At 62.0% G+C, this 18020-nt stretch carries 19 protein-coding genes; 5 read left to right on the top strand and 14 right to left on the bottom strand.

The genetic code is table 11. The features are described 5' to 3' along the window. Positions 1-3 precede the first annotated feature (3 nt). From ASILVAE211_RS19825 to ASILVAE211_RS19760, 14 genes are all read right to left on the bottom strand, one after another. Positions 4-960 carry a type IV secretory system conjugative DNA transfer family protein gene (locus tag ASILVAE211_RS19825; protein ID WP_227323094.1) on the bottom strand — a complete coding sequence of 319 codons (957 nt, stop codon included), beginning with the start codon at positions 958-960 and terminating at the stop codon, positions 4-6. Next, on the bottom strand, positions 953-1429 hold the full coding sequence (locus tag ASILVAE211_RS19820; protein WP_227323093.1) for a DotD/TraH family lipoprotein: 477 nt from the start codon (positions 1427-1429) through the stop codon (positions 953-955). The genes ASILVAE211_RS19825 and ASILVAE211_RS19820 overlap by 8 nt, the downstream gene beginning before the upstream one ends. A 313-nt stretch (positions 1430-1742) precedes the next feature. Next, positions 1743-2234, bottom strand: coding sequence for a helix-turn-helix domain-containing protein (locus ASILVAE211_RS19815; protein WP_227323092.1), 492 nt, complete (start codon positions 2232-2234; stop codon positions 1743-1745). 3 nt (positions 2235-2237) lie between these two features. Continuing rightward, on the bottom strand, positions 2238-5300 hold the full coding sequence (locus ASILVAE211_RS19810; RefSeq protein WP_227323091.1) for an ATP-binding protein: 3063 nt from the start codon (positions 5298-5300) through the stop codon (positions 2238-2240). 17 nt (positions 5301-5317) lie between these two features. Next, positions 5318-5911 carry a hypothetical protein gene (locus ASILVAE211_RS19805; RefSeq protein ID WP_227323090.1) on the bottom strand — a complete coding sequence of 198 codons (594 nt, stop codon included), beginning with the start codon at positions 5909-5911 and terminating at the stop codon, positions 5318-5320. Further along, positions 5908-6228, bottom strand: a complete 321-nt coding sequence (locus tag ASILVAE211_RS19800; RefSeq protein WP_227323089.1) for a hypothetical protein — start codon at positions 6226-6228, stop codon at positions 5908-5910. Before ASILVAE211_RS19800 ends, ASILVAE211_RS19805 begins: the two co-directional genes overlap by 4 nt. 70 nt (positions 6229-6298) lie before the next feature. Further along, positions 6299-6805: a hypothetical protein gene (locus ASILVAE211_RS19795; protein WP_227323088.1), complete on the bottom strand. Its 507-nt coding sequence runs from the start codon at positions 6803-6805 to the stop codon at positions 6299-6301. A gap of 92 nt (positions 6806-6897) precedes the next feature. Further along, entirely contained in the window at positions 6898-7449 is a 552-nt protein-coding gene (locus ASILVAE211_RS19790) for a hypothetical protein (protein ID WP_227323087.1), read from the bottom strand. Positions 7450-7469: 20 nt separating this feature from the next. Continuing rightward, complete coding sequence (locus tag ASILVAE211_RS19785; RefSeq protein ID WP_227323086.1) at positions 7470-8924, bottom strand: hypothetical protein; 1455 nt, start codon at positions 8922-8924, stop codon at positions 7470-7472. Between the two features lie 87 nt (positions 8925-9011). Further along, the gene (locus tag ASILVAE211_RS19780) at positions 9012-10292 is read right to left on the bottom strand and encodes a DotG/IcmE/VirB10 family protein (protein WP_227323085.1); all 1281 of its coding nucleotides are present in this window, start codon (positions 10290-10292) and stop codon (positions 9012-9014) included. After that, entirely contained in the window at positions 10292-11275 is a 984-nt protein-coding gene (locus ASILVAE211_RS19775) for a DotH/IcmK family type IV secretion protein (RefSeq protein ID WP_227323084.1), read from the bottom strand. The genes ASILVAE211_RS19780 and ASILVAE211_RS19775 overlap by 1 nt, the downstream gene beginning before the upstream one ends. 20 nt (positions 11276-11295) lie before the next feature. Next, positions 11296-11925 (bottom strand): DotI/IcmL/TraM family protein, encoded by a 630-nt coding sequence (locus ASILVAE211_RS19770; protein ID WP_227309696.1) that lies wholly within the window; start codon positions 11923-11925, stop codon positions 11296-11298. 21 nt (positions 11926-11946) lie between these two features. Then, positions 11947-13140, bottom strand: coding sequence for a hypothetical protein (locus tag ASILVAE211_RS19765; protein WP_227323083.1), 1194 nt, complete (start codon positions 13138-13140; stop codon positions 11947-11949). A 154-nt stretch (positions 13141-13294) separates the two neighbouring features. Continuing rightward, positions 13295-13726, bottom strand: a complete 432-nt coding sequence (locus ASILVAE211_RS19760) for a helix-turn-helix domain-containing protein (protein WP_227323082.1) — start codon at positions 13724-13726, stop codon at positions 13295-13297. A 180-nt stretch (positions 13727-13906) separates the two neighbouring features. Between ASILVAE211_RS19760 and ASILVAE211_RS19755 the strand changes: the two genes are divergently transcribed. Genes ASILVAE211_RS19755 through ASILVAE211_RS19735 form a run of 5 tightly spaced genes read left to right on the top strand, consistent with a single transcriptional unit; the run spans position 13907 to position 18003 of the window. Beyond that, positions 13907-14335 carry a hypothetical protein gene (locus ASILVAE211_RS19755; RefSeq protein ID WP_227323081.1) on the top strand — a complete coding sequence of 143 codons (429 nt, stop codon included), beginning with the start codon at positions 13907-13909 and terminating at the stop codon, positions 14333-14335. A gap of 56 nt (positions 14336-14391) precedes the next feature. Continuing rightward, complete coding sequence (locus ASILVAE211_RS19750) at positions 14392-14865, top strand: hypothetical protein (protein ID WP_227323080.1); 474 nt, start codon at positions 14392-14394, stop codon at positions 14863-14865. Then, positions 14858-15409 (top strand): hypothetical protein, encoded by a 552-nt coding sequence (locus tag ASILVAE211_RS19745; RefSeq protein WP_227323079.1) that lies wholly within the window; start codon positions 14858-14860, stop codon positions 15407-15409. The genes ASILVAE211_RS19750 and ASILVAE211_RS19745 overlap by 8 nt, the downstream gene beginning before the upstream one ends. Positions 15410-15418: 9 nt before the next feature. Beyond that, positions 15419-16624 carry a hypothetical protein gene (locus tag ASILVAE211_RS19740; protein ID WP_227323078.1) on the top strand — a complete coding sequence of 402 codons (1206 nt, stop codon included), beginning with the start codon at positions 15419-15421 and terminating at the stop codon, positions 16622-16624. Between the two features lie 17 nt (positions 16625-16641). Beyond that, a complete protein-coding gene (locus ASILVAE211_RS19735; protein WP_227323077.1) occupies positions 16642-18003 on the top strand; it encodes a hypothetical protein in 1362 nt (453 codons plus the stop codon). The last annotated feature ends 17 nt before the right edge of the window (positions 18004-18020 follow it).

Genomic DNA, 18020 nt, shown 5'->3' with positions numbered 1-18020 from the left:
CTATCATTGCGGGCATCCTGCGCCTGGGGTCCAATGACCGGGATTGCCCTGGAGCCCCGGCTGGTTGGTGATGCGGATCACCTGGTCGTTGATATGCAGACTATCGCGACCACCGTCCGCTGCTTGCGTCTTGAAGGCGAGCACGGGCTGCTCGACGAGATTGGCCCGCAGAAGGACGCGATAGCGGGCCATGCCAACCATATCGCGTTGCAGGCGGCCGAGGTCCGACAGGAAAATTTCATCGGCCTGGGTTTCGCCATCGGCCCAGCCTTCGGCGATCCACTTATCCCAGTAGGCGACTTCCTGCTTGGTGCGCGGCAAAGATGCATCGGTCGGACGTAGTGGGTTGGCCCAGCTTCGCACTAAATACGCTCGCCAATTCGGCGGCGTGGATGCGAGCTGCGCCTCACGGGTGATCTCGTAGATGCACGAGGTCTCCCTTGCGACCTGCCCGTTGTCGCCAAGTGCGAAAGCCATCTGCGCCGCACTCACGATTGGTGGCCGCATCAGCGTCTGCCCGCCGTTCACCGGCAGCACCAACGCCCCAAAATCGTAGGTCGTATCGAGCTGCGCCTCGTAGCGCCGCAGCATTTCATTGATCGCGAAACTGCGAGCGGCGAGCCCACCTTGCGCACCATAGGTCATGGCGGCTGTCTGCAAAGTTCCCTGGCGACTGGCCGAGAGCCCGTCATTTGGCTGATCGCCGGGACGGGCATCCTGCAAGGCTTCCAAAGAGGGCGGCGCCTCGGCGCCAACTACCAGAGGCTGCTCGGACGCACCCGTGATCGGCTGGTTGATCGGATTGCCGAGCGTGGGAAGATTTTGCTCCATTTGCGCCGGCGTCGGAAAAGGCGGCACAGCAGGCGAGGTGAGAGAATTCGTCTGGGAATGCGCAACCGAGGCGGCACCCAGCGACATGAACATGGTTCCGACCATGATGGTCGCGCGCAGCTTACGCATGGTGGATCACCTGGACTTGATGGTGGAGCGGATCGACCTGGACCGTGGCCTTCGCGCCGGCATCGGCGCCGAGTTGCTGGAAGACCTGGTAGGCGGTCTCTGCGTTGGCCGAGATCGAGATATTCAGCGGCTCCGCGTTTTGTGGGGCCGTGACGTAGAAGGTGTAGCCGACGCTCAGCGCGAGCTTGGAGACCGCACCATCGAGGGGACCATTCCAGGTGAAGGAGACCGTTTTCTGGAGCGGGTCCGGAAGCACGGGCTGCGCCACCGCAGGAGCCGCTGCAACTGTTGGATTCATCTCTCCCAACTCGGACATTTCAGAATCGACATCCGTGATGCTTTTCTGCAGCGCGAGTTCGGGATTGGGCATGCCGGCGAACTCCACCGTCGTCGGCACCGGATGGACGGGCGCCGCGCAACCCGCGAGCAGGGCCGTGCCAAGCAAAAGACCGGGTAGACCGTATTTCATGACCAGATATCCCTAACGGCGCCAAGTGCGCTCTGTTGCAGCGACTTTGCGGACGACTGCGCACTGGGGTAGCGAACACGCTTTCCCTGAGCTTCCCGCTCACGCGCGATCATTCGGGCTTCACACAACGCCTGCCACCGGAGGCGAACACGCCATGCCCGCTCACGCCGATGACCATTCCATCCCCGAGGGATGCTGAAGGGCACGATCAACGGTGCCCCGAGACTGATTGTGAGATGCGCCATAGCTGCCTCCATGCTCAGAAGGCTAAGCGGTGATTTTGCGAACGGCACGTTTGTACTCGCGCTTGGCATCAGGATTGTCGAAGGTGTTTGACCAGGCGGTAGCCTGTCGTTTCATCTCCTTCGAGCAACCCCGAAAACCATAGATCTCGAAGCGCGACCCGCACGGCCTTTTCCGAGATGCCGGTACGCAGATGCAGCCCTTGCACGCTGCACCGGTCGCACAGATGGGCTCGGATGGTGCTACGCATTTCCCTCGTGGATTGGGAGCGGCGCTGCGGAATACGGACATCCGGCCCGGCATACTCAGACAGAGCGTAGGTGCCGAAGGCGATCCTGCGGACAAGACCGCGTTGCATCATCGCGCGCAGATGACCTGTGGCGGTCGGCACCGGACGCACGATATGCTCCGCGATTTCACCCGCCGATCGGGGCTCCGACATGAACCGCAGGATCGCATCCCGGATTGGTTGCGGTCTCGTTGGCTTGTCCTCTGCCGGCTTTGGGGGCGCGCGATCAGACTGAGGCTCTGCACGCCACCTAGCCCTGTTCACGACGTCCATTCACTACTCCGCTGCCACCGGTATGCGGTCGTTGGCAGGTGTGGGCTCAATTTGCGCCCGAAGCACGAGACCAAGCCCGCGGCCCTCGATGAGTTCGGCGGCCAGCGTCTCGATGACACCCGCTTCGATGCTATCGGACGCATCACCATTACGCATGAGAGCCTTGGTGCGCCGCTCGATCTCCTCGCTGGCGGAACCGCCGGGGAAGACCTTTGACAAACGGCGCAACCCTTCCGTGAACCCAACCCGCTCATAGAGCCGATTGCGCAGGCTGGTGTCGGCCGGCGTCGTGGAGAGCGCCCAGAGTTCGACCGGACCAAGCGTATTGATCAGGAATTGCTCATAATGCTTGGACTCGGCGCGCAGGATCGCGAGGAAGGGTGCGCCGTCCTTGCGGGGACCTGTCAGGCGATGCCGGACAATCTTCGCGCTGGCCTCGGACAGCCCGAAGCGCTCAGTTATTGCGTCGCGCTCGCCCTGGTCATCGGCGCCCAGCACAAAGCGGCCGGTCGATTGCGCGATGATGCCGTCGCCCATATCCGAGAGACGCTGGCTCGCGAAGCCGAGCTGGACGTTGTGCTTGCGACCTTCCCGAACATCCAACTCGGCCTGGGCGCGCACGAGCATACTGCCCTGGGTTCGATGCCACTCGTCATAGTCGATCCGCTTCACCGTCTCATAGATCTCGGTGATCCGAGGCTTATGATAACCGTGGACGCGTTCCGGAATGAACTTGATGTATTCCGGGTGCAGGAAGAAATTGCGGCCGAGGATGTGGCGGGCCAAAAGGTAGACCATCTCGGTCTGACGGTTTGCCGCCGCCGAGTTCCCGCCGGGCGCGACGTATTGCAAATCCAACACGATGATGCGGGCAGGTCCGAAATCGAGCTGGGTCGGCGCGTTCAGGGTCTCATAGCGGCGGATCAAGTCGGAGATGTAGCGTTCGAAGATCTGCGAGGCTTTTTCCGAAGTCTCAGCCAGTCGCAGGCTATCGAACATATCCTTGACCTGGTCCGAGCGGACGGCGCCAATCAGATCCTCAAGGATCGGGACAGCATGGCGCTGCGCGCGCTCCGCCAGCCGATATTCGCCTCGATCGCAGAGCGCATTCACGACATCGCGCCAATAGGGCGATTCATCGTGCAGATCGATTCCGAGCCTCTCGATTGCCTCATCCACCTCGTTATCAACGCCGCGATGATAGTGCTTCGCGGCACCCCCCAATTCGGTGCAGTTGCGATACACCTCGTCGATCACGAGCGAGATCAGTTGGGTCATGCCCTCGAACGGCGTGTTTTGATCGGGCGGCGTCGTCGCCAGCGCAAGGAAGTTTTGCAGGAACGCCTTTTCCAGCGGCAGCGGATATTCGCAGCCGACCTGCAGATCGAAAATATTGAACTCGTAGCCTGGGGCAAATAGCAGGGACGAGAAGATCGCCTCATGCCGCCGGTTCGGACCCAGTGCTTCCTGAACGAGCCTGACAAACCCCTCGGCCGATTTGCCGATATCGGCCTTGCCGATCAACGGCAGCTTGGCACCGCTGGTGCCCATGACGGCGGGGCTCAGGCACAGCCCGATATTGATCGTGTTGGCCAGGACCGACTTGCCGGAACCAGGTGGTGCTACGAAGATATCGACGGTCAGAGGACGCACGCGACCGCCTGACGGGTCATAGGGCCAAATGCCGCCATCACCCCGACGGAACAAGACGCTGCCGTTTTCCCAGGGGGATGCCGTATGGGTCCATGGCAGCATCCCGAGCGCATCCCCGAGCGGTGCCAATGCCGGGTTGGCGGTCGAGCCCAGAGCCAGGCCGGGCACGCTGCTCATCGCGCCTTCCAAGGGGTCGCCAATGACTGCCGTCGTCTTGGTGTTACCCCAACCCTCGATCCGCTGTGAGAGCGTAGAGACCCGGCGGCGGAGTTTAGCCGGCTGATCGGCCGGCGCCCATGTGGCGAAACTCGCGCGCATCTTCACGCTGATATGGTTTTCCTTACGGCGCAGCTCATCGACATAGGCGAGCGCACGGCGAAGATCGGCATTCCCCGGAAACATCGACAGGAAGGACGCACCAACGTCCTTCATTTGCATCGCCGAACGCCCGCTGCCCTCAAGCAAGAAGGACGCACGCCAGGGGATGCGATCCTGGCCGAGCGTCGCCGCCAGTTCGACAAAGGGGCGAGGATCTTCGGGTCCAATCTCCATATCGATCGGACCAAAAGCGTTCTCGCCGAAATCGACACGCTGGCCGCCTCTGGTGATGGCGTCGGTGTAGAAAAGCTGGTCTCGGATTGGCGGCCAGAGGACATGCTCGGCCGGCGGACGTTTGTCGCCGTCCTCGGGGCAGCGTGCCATGACACCATCCCCCGGCAGGCTTGGCCGCCATTCCGACGCCGCCATCTCCCGATACATCGCCTCGCGCGCCATGCGCAGCGCATCGTGCGGATCGAGCGGTTTGGCGCTCACGTCATGGGCACGGAGCGCCGACAGGACGCGCGTCACGAAGGCCGAGTGCCGGGCCGCCATCACCTCACTGCGCAGATATAGCCTTTGGGTATTGCCGACGCGGCCGATGTTCTTCGCGTTTTCGGCATATTCTTGTTTGAGCTGGCGACGTTCCTCTTTGGTCAAAACGGACGTGCGGGTCCAAAGGATAAAGTAGGCCGCCTCCCAGCGCATAATCTTTGGCCACAGCAATGCGCGCTCGTCCAGGATGCCGTTCATGTCGAGGCCGAGCGCCTTCGCGATATTGCGGCAAGATGTCAGATTGACGCGCTCGATTTCGATCAGCGCCGCGTCGGGGTCGGAGATATACCAACCGACGATCGCGTGGCCTTTTGATTCCAGCGCACCGGACAGTTCGAGCCGCATGGCTTCCGTGATGCCCGCGATGTCGCGGCGCTCGACCATACGCTGCATACCGTAGATAGGAATCCAGGTAAGGTAATTGCCACGCTTATCGATGAGCGCATCGTTGTGGCTGGTTTCAATATCGCAGAACGACCCCAAGGGCTGTCTGAACATCAGCGAGAAATTCGCCAGTCCGGCGCCAAGACTTTTTAGCATCATCGGCCTCCCGCTATTTAATTTCGAGCAGTGCGGCGGTTGGCCGCCCAGCTATCCACGATCTCCGGATAAATGTCCGATGTTCCGTCGAACAGTTTGCCCAATGACAGAAGGCGCGCGCCGCCCAGCAACCTGTCACGCCCGCTGTAGGATTCAGCAGGCAGTCTCAGCAGGGCGTCGGCCAATTCTGATGGCGATGACGTGCCGAGGCGCGCGGTCGCCTCGCGACGCCGATCCAGCAGCGCTTGCGCTGTATGGTAGAGGCTCGGGATTAAACCCACGGCCTTCGTCGGCTTTGCATCGGTCTCGACGCGCTCTTTATGGGCGCGGAGCGTCAGATGCACACGTCGGATCATGACGTTCATCGCCGGCTGGCTCAATTCGGGAACCCACACGATGCAGGCTTCTTCGTCGATGCGCGGACGCACAAGGGTTTGCACCAGCGCGCAAAGAGCGCAGGCAGTGCCTTCAACGCCGCTAAAGCTGTTCAGCTCTTTTCCAGCATCGCATCCGCAATAATAGCACGTCGCCTCCATTGTGGAGGCTGGTACGTCGCACGATAGCACGCCGGTTTTGCCCGGCGACAAAGACAAGGGCCGCAGGGTTATCATGACAGCAGGCTGACCAGGGTCACGCTTGCGAAGGCCCAGAGCAGGACGAGGAGAATACGCATCAGCCTACGCCGCCGCACATCGCTGATCGCGCGGTCGGACCACAGGAAGGCGATGCCGCCGACCGTCGGCGCCGAGGCGACCAGGAACAATTTCATTGGAAACAACATGCCTCGCGCGATGGCGCTGATCTCCGGCGCCCGGCTCATGGCGACGGAGATGTAAGCAACGGACAGAATGAAGAGCACGCCCGCGAGGCGTCCGCTGAGCATTTTGTTCGATGTCGCCAGGGAGCCTTCAAGACCAGAAGCTGCCATCGTATCGACCTCCTTGAAGTAGAACCGGCCTGCTGGCGCGGAGCGTCCGCGCGAGCAGGCCGGTGCCGTTTCAGCCGCCCTGGCCGAACTGGACCATCTGCGGCGTGGTATTGACGGTGGCAGCGCCACCCGAGGCCGAAATGGAGGCCTTGCCGATCCAGACGCCGGCCGTCGCGAACAGACCGCAGAGGACCAGGCCCGCGATGCCGCGACCGATATGGCCGCTCTCACGGTTCTGCGGCTGGCGGCTCTGCCAGAGCGCCCAGACGCCGAAGCCGAAGCAGAGGGCGGCGGCCAGATAGCAGCCCATGCCGAAGGCTTCGCCGCCCGAGTTGATCGCCTCGCTCGACATCGTGTTGACCTGCGCGCCGAGACCGCCGGTGGGCGAGACCGCCTGCGCCATGGCGTGACCGGCGAAGGCGAGCAGACTGCCGGTGGCAAGAAGAAACGCGGGCATGACTTTCCGGCCCAGCTCGCCGAGACCGAGCTTGAGGGAAAAGCTTGCCGGCTTGGTATTCAGCACGGCCCCACCACGCTTGAACGTGGCCTCCCGTGCGTGTGTGTGGATGAGTTTCACGAAAAAGCTCCTGTTTGACTAATGAGGGAAAGGCCCCTCACGCATCAGGCTGATCCAGGAGACTGCGAACGGCAGCAAAGTTTTCGGATTTTTTAACCGCCGGTATTGAAGAAGGATTCGATGCCGGTGGCGACGGTCAGGATGTTGATGCAGAGCACGCCGAAGACGAATTGCACCCCGCACGCGCTGAGCGAGCCATTGGCAGCGCCGTTGACGATGCTGCGCCAACGCAGGATCGACCAATAGACGCAAAACGCGCCAAATGCTTCGAAGATGTATTGGAACATCTGTACGACATTGACGACTGTCGCGTCCGGCGTCGCGCCCATCAGGTTCGAGCCATTCGGCGGTGTCGTCGCCGCATAGCTCGTCAGTCCAACCGTCATGGTCGTGCCGGCGCTGACATTGGCCATGCTCAGAAAATGCGGGAAGCTCGCAAACACCCCGCTCAGGATCAGCGAGATAAAGGGCACCCACGGTTTGTCGATCCGATGATGCTGGTAGCGCGAATGCGGCTCCGACCAACGCCAAAGCGACCAGGCGAAGAACATGAAACAGCCGCACGCCGAGAGATAGCAAAAGGCGGGAAGTGCTACGGCGATGCTGTCGGCGATCGCCGTAGCAAAATTTATCAGGCCTTGCATGGCGGGCCTCCCTTCCGAAGCTACTGAATGAGGCCGTTATCGGTTTTGACGACCCAATTCGTGCCCTGCTGCGTCACCGAGATGACGTGCCCGTAGCCAGGGATTGAGTCGCCAACCTGGACTTCGATCTGCGCACCGTCGCCGCCGCTGTGATCGACCTCGGCCAGCATCGCGAGACCCGGAGAAGCGGCCTGGACGCGGTAAATCTCGGGGGTTGCCGGTTGGGCCGGGGCGGGCGCTGTCGCGGGGACGGTTGCGCGGACCGGAGCCGGTTGGCTGGCTTCCTTCAAGGCTGCGCGCGCACTTGTCAGCGCCACAGCCGTCGGGGAGATGGTCGGGGTGGGGGGAGAGGCGGGCACGCCCGCAGCCGACGCCATGGCGGCATTGGCTTCGACCAACGCGAGACGCCGCTCGAAATCGCTCAGCTTCGCTGCCGTCGCCTTGTTCCCGTTTTGCTCATCCGCCTGAAGGTTGGAGATCTGCGTGCGCTCGTCGCGGATGAGTGTCGCGAGTTGCGTTACCAGTTCCAGCACCTGCACCTGATCGGGCGGCGACATTGGGGCGGGCTCAATCTTAGTTGCCGCCGCAAGCGCCCCCATTGGGGTGGCAACATTTGGCGGCTGCACGACCGCGGGGGCCGGCTGCGGCTGTGTGACGGGCGAGGGGCCTGCCTTCGCTGTCACCGGAACCACCGCCGCCGGGTGTGACGTGGGAGCGGGTGTCGGCGTCTGAGGCGCAGCGGGGTGCGGGGTGACGATGGCATTTTGCGGCGCCGTGCCGGGCTCATGGGGAACATAGCCCGGCGGAACAACGTCCGCCTGGGTCGCGACCTGGACCGGTTTAATCGGCGTTTGCGTGGCCGTGACTACCGGCTTGGGCGGGGTGGTGGCTGCCGGCTTGGCTGCGGAGGTGGGCGCTGCAAGGCCCTCAAGTTCGGCGACTTCATCCTGAGGTGCGGTCGGAACGTAGGGGCTCTGCTTTACGGGCGGCGGGGCGCCCGGCGCCTTCACGGCCGCCAAGGCGGCCGACGGTGCCAGGACATCGGGCGCCAGCGCCTGCTGGCCGGTGAGCGGCACTGCCGGGGCCGTATGGGCAGACACGCTCCCAAGATGGGTGAGCGGGTGCGCGGCGGTTGCTGGGTTTGCCGTCGCGACGCGCGGCTGTCCCGTCCCAAAATGGCTGCGCAGAAGCTGCGCGACCTGGAGTTTCAAGGCGGGCGGCACGGGGACGAAGGTGTTGTAGGGCGACACCAGAAAACCGCCGCTCGCAACGACAACCACAGCGATGATGGCCACACCGGACAACAGGCCCCTCTTGCGTGGGTTCTTGGGGGTGGGGGTGGCCGTCGCGGTTCGCGCACCGGCGCGAAGCGGCTCCGCGCTGCTCTCCTGGCGTTCGGGCTCGGGCTCGCCCGGCAGGCGCGCCTGATAGCTCTGGACATCGTCTAAGGTCGGGTCCGCGACATGTGTATCCATGACCGTTTGCTCCTGAAAAAAGGGCGATGCCGAAGCATCGCCCTTTGATTTGCGAACGGAGAGAGTTTCCTGACCGGTAAACGGGCTTTACGGGTTTGCCTGAGTCTTCACATCCGTCAGGAACATCACACCGACGCCGACATTGGCGTCGAGCGTGACAGTCGGTCCTTTTGGCGCGGCTTGATTCAGAAAGGTTCCGACCTGAGCACCGGCCGTGCCAGCGCCGACGCCGAGCTGCTGGCGAAAGTTCAGGTTTGTCGCCGTGGTGGCACCACCCAACGGACTCAGCACTTGCACGGAATTCGACGTGGTGGCGATTGCCTGGCCGAGCCCCTGGATGAAGGCCGCCGCCGCCGGCAGAATGACGCGGGAGAGATAATGCTCATCCACGCCCGTGGCGACCGAGGCTTCCATGGTGTCCGGGGCAATCACCACGCCATCGCAGCTAATCACCTGGCCTTGATGGACGATGCTGCTGATATGGATGATCAGGCGATCATCCTGGCGCTCGAAAGAGCCCACCATACGGTCCCCGGCGATCGGCCCGCTATCGGCCTGCATGATCACGGGGCTGGTCTCATCGGAATTCAGCGCGAGGATGGGATGGGCATAGATGCCCCGGCCCGCCGGAACGAGCACTGTCCCAGTGCCAGCATTGCTCGAGGCGCTGCCGGTTGCCTTGCCGGGTGGATCTGCCGCCTGTCCACCACCATGCCCTGTCCCGACCGGATCGCTCGCCGTCTGTGTCGCGCTCGGCGGCATGACCACATCCGTTTCTGGCGGGCGGCCACCCCATTGGTTAAAAAGATCGGAAATCTGCTGATTGTAAGCTGCAACGGCCTGAGGGTTGGCGCTCGTGACTGCCACGGGTGTCGCCTGGATCGGCTCTGGAGCTGCTTGTGGGGCGGCGATCGTCTGCGGCGGGAAGGCAGGCTCGTCCACCGGGATAATCTGGGGTGGAGGGGGCGGCACGAAGTGTGGCGCCGGCATCGGTGCCGCGGCCGATGGCGGCGTCGCTTGCACGGTCGGGGCCGCAATGACCGAGGCGCTCGGGGCGATGGGCGGGGTATAGGAATTGCCCTTGGCGTACGCCGTGTTCGCGCCCGCCGTTTCCGCCTGGAGCGCCAACTGATCCTGCTCGGGCGTGGTATGCAGTCCCCCTGGCAGGGGATCGACCGGCTTCATGTGCGCGTCCTGAGAAAACGGCTGCACATGATGGCCGCTGGTGATGACGATGACAGCCAGCGTTACCAGCACGAGGCCGCTGGCACCGATGATCAGCAATCGGCGTGGCCCTGCCTGTCCAGCACTCGTCAGAAAGGTTCCGCTCTTCAGGTTCGGCTTCCACCAGGGGGCAGTGTCGGACATCACTGGGAATCCTTGAGTTGGGCCGACACCGTCCGGCCGTTGACGGAGAGCAGCACGACCGGGGTGTTGGGGACGGCGTAGACCGTCGTGCCGGCTTCGGCTTCAGATGCTGTCCACTCGGGCGAAAGCAGCGTGTCCGGGGTGCGGATGTAAACATTGCCGCCCAGGCGCCAGGCCGTCAGGTCGTCGGGCGAGACGCCCTCGACCGAGAGCGGCGTTGCATCGGCCGGCGGCACGCCTTCCAGCATCCCTGTCAGGTATGGCGCCCCCGTATCCGGCGCGTCCGGCTGGGTCATGATCGAAACCTGCGCGTTGGGCCCTCGATCGCCGACATGGACTGACAGGTCCGCATCATACCGACCGCCCCCCGCCATCATCAGGAAGGTGAGGGGTTTGGGCGAGTTCTGCAGGGACACCACAAGACCGCCACGCGGGGCGAGGGATATCGGCGTAATCTCCAGGACATTGCTGCCTTTGGTCGGCGTGCAGACGAAGAAGCCGATCGCCACCACCGACGGGCCACCATGGCTGTTGGGTGCGCTGCAACTGGCCGCACCAGAGACGGCCGCCGGGTCGGAATTCGTGTCCCACTGGATCGGCCAAGGCTGGCCCGTGGCATCGAAAAAGGAGACGGCAGTGGGGTAGCCCTTGACCGTTTGAATGATGCTCACCGCCGCACCCGGCGCGAAGCTGACATTGACCTGCCGGCTCATGGGCGCCGCCATGGGGATGACGGACTGCTCCTCGGCTTGCTTGGTCGCGTTATAGCGCTTGGCCAGCTCCTGGATCGCCTCCGGGGAGAGGGGGATCGCATTTTGAACGGCCTGCTGCTCGGCGGCATTGCCATTCGCAGAATTCGGCGATGGCACCCCTGAATTGCCAGTGCCATCCGATTGCGCGAATGCCGGCGTTGCTGCCATCAGCGCCAGAACCGAAAGGCTCACCGCCCCGTCCCGCGCGCGTCTCTTAATCCCGTGGCTCATCCGTTTGCCCTCCATGACGGCTACTCCGGGCTTGCCACGAGTTGATCGATCGCCAGCCCGTCTGGATGATCGTCGGCATTTGTGCGAACGACGAGCGCAGTAATCATCATTCTGTTCGTACTGGCCTGGTTGACGTTTTCACAGGTCTGCACGACAGGAACCTGGATCTCATAGGCGAGGGCACCTTGTTGGTAGCTCGTCTGATGGATCAAGGCGGCTCTTTCGGACTGCGCGTGACACAACAGCCTTGCCCGCTTCAGTTCGTCGAAATTGCCCTCGCCGATGAAGGACTGCGCGAACGTATTCCAGCCATGAAGCGTGAACTTGCGGCTCGCCGTGTTCAGCTCAGCCGGGTAATTGTAGTAGTCGATGTTGTAGGGTGCGAGAACCGCTCCCACCGTCCATTGCAAAAGCTGCGTATCATCAACGATGGGACTGTCGAGTGCGACGACAGGGCGCGGCGTGTTCTTGCCATCCGTAAAGAAATAACGTGGTTGAACCGGATGGGTCCACTGCCAGGCGTCATGCGCGATCGAGACCCCTAGCAGCGCGGCCATCGCGATCGTCAGACCGAGGCAGCGGTTGACGAGGAGCCCCTGAAAATCCGGATCAGAAAGCCGCCGCGAAATCGTGCTAGAGGAATTTCTCATGACAGTGCCCACATGTTTGCATCATGCAAACAGTCTGGCATGGGTTTTTGCGAACGGCGCATGCCTTGCGCGAGTTTCTGCATCGAGCATAGCACGCGTAATTATCGTGAACTTGTTGCCATGCTCGCCGATTATTTTCTCGCCGCGTCGAAGTGGCGGCGAAAGTCGCACGCCCTTTTCGGATTTTTTTGCCCAGAACCAATTGGCGCTGTTGAGGCAACGTTTCAGTTCATAACCTGAGCGGTTGAGTGTGGCTTCGGCCGCGTCAAGGTCAAAGACGTTGCCCATTTTACGGCGGTCGGAATCACTCGGGATCGCGACGTTCGTCTTGAACGTCCTGAACGCGTCCGGGGTCACGCCGAGTTTCTTGGCAGCCTCTTTGTAATGGAGCCCGCCCGCCATGAGCATGAATGCGATCCAAACCGCAACGCGATTTGATTGAGCTTTCGTTCGTCCCTTGAGGCCTGCAAACCAGGTCAAGTCTTCGCCGAAATTGACTTGATTTTCGGCGGTTGGGATTTGGACTGGTTCGGGCTTTTGAACCTTTTGCTCGCCCTGGTCGGGAACAATCCCGAAGAACGGCAACTCACGCTGCCCCGCCGCTTTGTTCCGTTTCCGACGCGGCCGCCCTTCTTTGGTGGGGAGTGAAACCACCTCGGCCGCGCTCACCACAACGCTGTCACGCAGACGCTTCAGCGCCTCATCGGCCGACTGCCCAGGCTCAATGCCCGCCAGCATGAGCGTGGCCATGAGGCCCGATGCGCCAGGATCACGCAAGCTATCCGGCTGGGGCTTATGCAGCGCTTTTCGATCCGGACAGGGAATGCCGAGCCGCCGGGCTTTCGCGCGCACGGCGCTTGCTGAACGCGGTGTATCCAGCCTCTGGCCGATTACCTCCGGATGAACGCCGGCGAGACGCCAAACGATCAGACGTATCGCATCTTTCAGGGACCACGCCTTTGCCCCGCCGCCGCGCATCGGACGGTCATGCGGGTTAGCGATGCCAAGCCGGATGATGTGTTCGTCAAGGACGGCCCGGCTCAGGCTCAGCAGTAGGCAGAGGGCTTGGATACCCTGTCCCGCACTGACCATGCAGGTCAGGAGACGATCGAAAAGGGGAAACTGGGGAGCGGCGGGCGGAAGATGAGGCAGGCCAAGCGCCGCCGGAAGCGCCGCACCTTTTTCCTCAACTTTTTGGACGCCCGTAAACGCCACATTAACCTCCAGTCAGGGACTGGAGATCTATCTAACAACCGTAAGCGTGTTAATCAAGAAAAACCTTGATGTTTTTCCTAAAAAACCGATCTCCGCTTGTTTATCAGCGTCTTGCGGCTACCTTCGGCAGGATGATGGATGACACTGCGCGGCTTTATTTATCCTTCGTTGGTTTACGAACGGTCAGTTGCTCAAGTCGCTGTATGATCGACAGAAAACTTGAACGAAACAACTCCTCTTGTTCGCGTCTTTCGCTATCTTGCGCTCCCCTGTCCTCAAGCATTTTCATGAGCTTCGCCATAGAATTTGCGAGCCCATACTCAACACTCGGGCCGCTGCCTACAAATAGCGTGTGAACATCGATATCCAAAATCTTGGCCATTTTACTCAGAGTTCGGATCGTAATATTGCCGACGCCTTGCTCCAGCTCGAAGATACGTTGCTGGCTCATGTCCGCCATTTCGCCGAACTGCTTCTGGGTCCATCCGCGAGCCTTGCGCGCTGCGGCCAGACGGTCAGCCACCGTCCGGACTACATCTTCAATGTCCTCATCGCGCGAAGCCGGCTCTTTTGCTTCTTTGGCCATAGGTCGCAGTCTAACTCCTCAAGCAAAAACCAACCGCAGCAATGCTCCAGCCATGCCGCTCCTCGAGCCGCGACGCCTAAAACGGTGTGCGCTTATCCCCTGTCATAAACCAGTTTCGCAATCCCCATTCGCAAAAAATTGGCTCAACCATTCGCCTGATGCATTCGTCGGAGGCGCGTGATGACCATTTACCGCAATGCTATCCTTTTGGCATTCCTCGCGGTGACACTACTCGCAAAAAGTCCGCCCGCGTGGGCGGATTTTGTCGTGAAGAGTGGGTCACCGGCACCTTCACCCGCGGGGGTTGCAGCGGCGCCGACCAGCATGGCGCCGATTGTCGATCCCGAGGATCTTGCAGCGAAGACACCCCACAAGCCGACCTGGCACTGGAAGCTGGCCAAGGGGTTCGGGAATAACGTCCCGCTCGGCTTTGCCTGCCGCCAGATCGTGCCCTCTACCGTGCGCGTGACCTACGGTCCCGGTGCCAGCGCCTCCTCGATGGTCTCCTGGCAGGGCGGCAAAGGATGGAACGAGGTCTTACGCGAGGCGGTCAAACCGCTCGGCCTGCATCTCGTGATGACCCACATGGCGGTCGAAATCAGAAAATAGCGCCGTTCGCAGAACGGCGCGCGATGCTCCCCGCAATCCGTAACAGGAGCTGTGCAATGCCTGACCTGCGAACAAAAGTTGTGACCGACTGGCTGGATGCGGTGCGCCCCGTCCGTTTGGACGATGCATGGCCCCCAGCCCTACGCCCGGTTGAGGCGTCGGTGCAGGCGACCGGCCTGCTCGTGGAGTTCGGGCAGATCCTCGACCAGCTCGCCCACCGCAGTCCTGAAGCTCTCTCCACCGCTTCGATGGATCGGGAGTTTCAGGGCGATCTCCAGCTTGTCCTCGCCCAGGTCGGTACAGCACGGGCGCTGGCTTTCTTCCATTGGCTCAGGGCAACAGGGTTGTCCGACCACCTGACCATTGAGGACGCCTTGCTGGAACACAAAACGCCGGCAGGGCGGGCTTTGTTCGCGACCGTCACGACGATCGCGCGCCAGGCGACACTTCAAAGACTGATTTCCATCGAACGCATGGATGAACTGGTGTCGGCGACCGACACCGCTAACAAGGAGTCCTCCAATGTTTAAGAGCATCGCCGCGGCTGCGATCCTCGCGGTCTCCGCGATGTCCGCTTCCCCCGCACTCGCACAATCCACCACAACTGGGAGCGTCGGCTGCGCGGCTCTCGCCCAGGCCGCTGCCAACGGTATGACGGCGCGGATGGCGGCCGATCAGACCACGATAACGCAACCCAAGAGCGTGACGAGCCTCTCCTGCCTCAATAACTTCTTCAATGGCGTCGGCCTCAATCTGGTGACCAACCTCTTGAACCCGACCTCGCTGCTCCAGACGGTCGAAGGGCAGCTTTGCAGCGCCGTTCAGCAAACCTGGAATTCCTGGCTCGGCAATGTCCAATGCGGGCTGACCATTACCGGGTTCAATCTCGGCTTCGGTGGTCTTGGCGGCGGCTTGTCTTGTCCGAAGCTGACCTTCGGCGGCGGCGGCCCGACAATCGGCACACTCGGCGGCGGCGTTGGCACCAACGGCTCAGGCACCGGCCTCTATATCACCGGCAACGGCATGTATCCGACCGGCTACACCGCCCTGCAGAACATCAACGGCACCTTCTAGGAGACGGCCATGCGCAAGTTATCCCTCTACGGGGCGACGGCCGTCGGCATAGTGATCGGCGCCATTGCTTTCCACGTCACGCCGGCTTACGCCGATCTGCCGGTCATCGACCCTGCGTCAATCGCCGAGGAAATCCAGACGCTTGCCAAAGAGAGCGGCATCCTCAGCGTTCTGCAGGCCGTGCAAAGCATAAACCAAGGTATCTCCTCCGCAATCGGCAGCACCACGTTCGGCAGCACGAATACATTGTTGCAGGAAGGGTTCACGCAAAACGCGAACTATTCCAAGGCCCAGATCGGTGCGCAGGAACAGATCGCCGACGCCTCCAATGAGGCGATGGGGCAATATATGTTGCAACTTCGTGATGCGCAGATCCGCGATCAGCAAACAGTAAGCCCGACGCAATGCGCCGCCCTCGATGGTGGCGTCAGCACGCAGTCAGCGGCACATCAGGCCTATCAGGTTGCATACACGATCGCCAAAATCCAGGATGAGCGCGATCAGGGTTGGCCCACCATGCCGTCCTACTACGGGCAGGCGCAGGGGGCGGCGGCGGCAAACGCCGAGCATATCAACGGCTATTGCGACGCTAACGATCAGGCGGCCGGGCTTCCCTGCGCGGCCAATACAGCCACTGCCGATACGGATCAGAGTTTCTCAACCCTGTTTGCCGGCGGGACTTATGCGACCCAACAGGCTCTGACGGCCGCGAAAGATTACGCGACAAATCTGATCGAGGCCGTCGCGCCGGCGCCGCTGCGCGGCAGTCAGCTCACGTCACTGGCAGGCCAGGACGCACAAGTTGCACGTCGGGCCTACAACGCCAGGATATCGGCGGCGCAAACCTTCCTCGACAACATTGTCGGCGAACAATCGCAGACGGTTCCGTTGACCACGGTTCAGCAGAACTATCTGACGAACATGGGCTTGACAGCCCAAACCCAAGGTTCCTGGCTCCAAGTGCTTCAAATCGAATCAGAACGCCGCGTCTCGGACGAGACCTGGGCGGCCAACCTCCAGAGCATGCCGCCGCCATCGGTCGAGCGTGAGATCGCCACTGAGCTGGCCCTCAACAACTATCTTCAGTTCCAGATCTACAAGACGAGCCTGGAGCGCGGGTCGCTCGAGGCCGCTCATCTCGCCGTCGACACGCAGCACGACTACGTGCCGACCTCGACATTGCCCACGCCGACTGTGACGGGCACCAGCAACTAACAGGAAAGAACGCTAAGATGGCAGATACCGATCCGAGCGGCAGCGCTCAACCGCCGCGTCCACCAGCAACACAGGAAATGCTGGACGCGACAAGCCGCTACGCGGATGAAATACGCGAGCGTAATCCTCAACTGGCAGATGCGATTACCATTCTCCGCAACGAAAATACGGAACCGCTACGTGCGAATCAGTCCGACTTCCAACGTTCTATTGCGAGGATGACTGAAGATGTTGAGAAGGTTCTGGGCCATCAGCTCCCCCTTTCCGAAGCAGCTCGCTCCGACATGACCCGCCTTGCTGGTTCGGCTCCAGGCCTGGAAAATGAGCGCATGATCGCGCTTCTCCAATCGACACCGACCATCAATAACCCGGAGCTAATGCGCGACATACGGACTACTGGCGCAGAAGTTGCCCGGCAGTCTGACCAGAATACCGACCATATCCGTGATCGTCTCGACCATCTGGAACATGCGGTCAGGCAAGCCGATCGTGCCCCGCCTCTCGCTCCTCCACCGGAAGCCCCGAAAGCTGAGGCGACGACTGCTCCCACCAGCGCCCGCACAGATCGACCAGAGGGTGCTGATGCCAGCACGGAAGGCCAGGCCGGAACGAGGCAGGACCGGTCCTCGCAGAAAGGCCAAGAGGAGGCTACTCGGACGCAGGAGGAAGCACGGGCTCAGGCCGCCGCACAACAGGCGAATCAGCAGGTGCGTCAAGCCACAGTTCTCGATCACATCAATGGAGTTGTCCGGAACGTCACTGGCGGCGCGGCCTCGGCACCGTGGGATTCCGCCCCTCAACCCTTCGCGGGCCGTCTGGCGGCATTCGAATCCCAGATCCGCGAAGGGCGCGATAGCAACGGTCTCCAGAACGCTGAACGTGCCGGGCGCGCCGCGCTGGACGCGATGGAGGGCTTCCGGGCGGGTGACGGGGCGACGATCATGAACCGCATCGCCTCTGCCGCGCGCTCCGACCCGGAGGGCATGTCCGGTGTCCTGGCGGGCATGCGCGACGGTGGCCGCTACCAGGACCTCCGGCAGCAGTTCAACACCGCCCTGGTCGAGGAAAAGGGCTTCGCCAACGCCTATGACAAGGCGTCCGAAGCGCTGGCAAAATACGGCGAGGCCAGGACTGGGGTGGAGCAGATCATCGCGCGCCGGCCGGACGCCGCGAACCTCACCGCCAAGTTCCAGCAGCTCGATGCTGAGATCGGCGATAAGGCTGAGAGCACGCCCTCGCGCCGGGAAGGCAGGACCAGCCTCGAAGACATTTCCAAGCAGGCGGCCGAAATCATTCAGAAGGCCGTCGAAGCCGTAAAGTCGTTCTTCACTCCGTCTGGGCCGGACAATACCAGCCGGCCAAGCCCGTCGCCGAGCTAGAGTCTTTTCGGAGCGCC

It is taken from the genome of Acidisoma silvae (genome assembly GCF_020618775.1).
Lineage (GTDB): Bacteria > Pseudomonadota > Alphaproteobacteria > Acetobacterales > Acetobacteraceae > Acidisoma > Acidisoma silvae.
The sequence above is the reverse complement of the archived record's forward strand: the minus strand, read 5'-3'. Positions and strand labels throughout refer to the sequence as shown.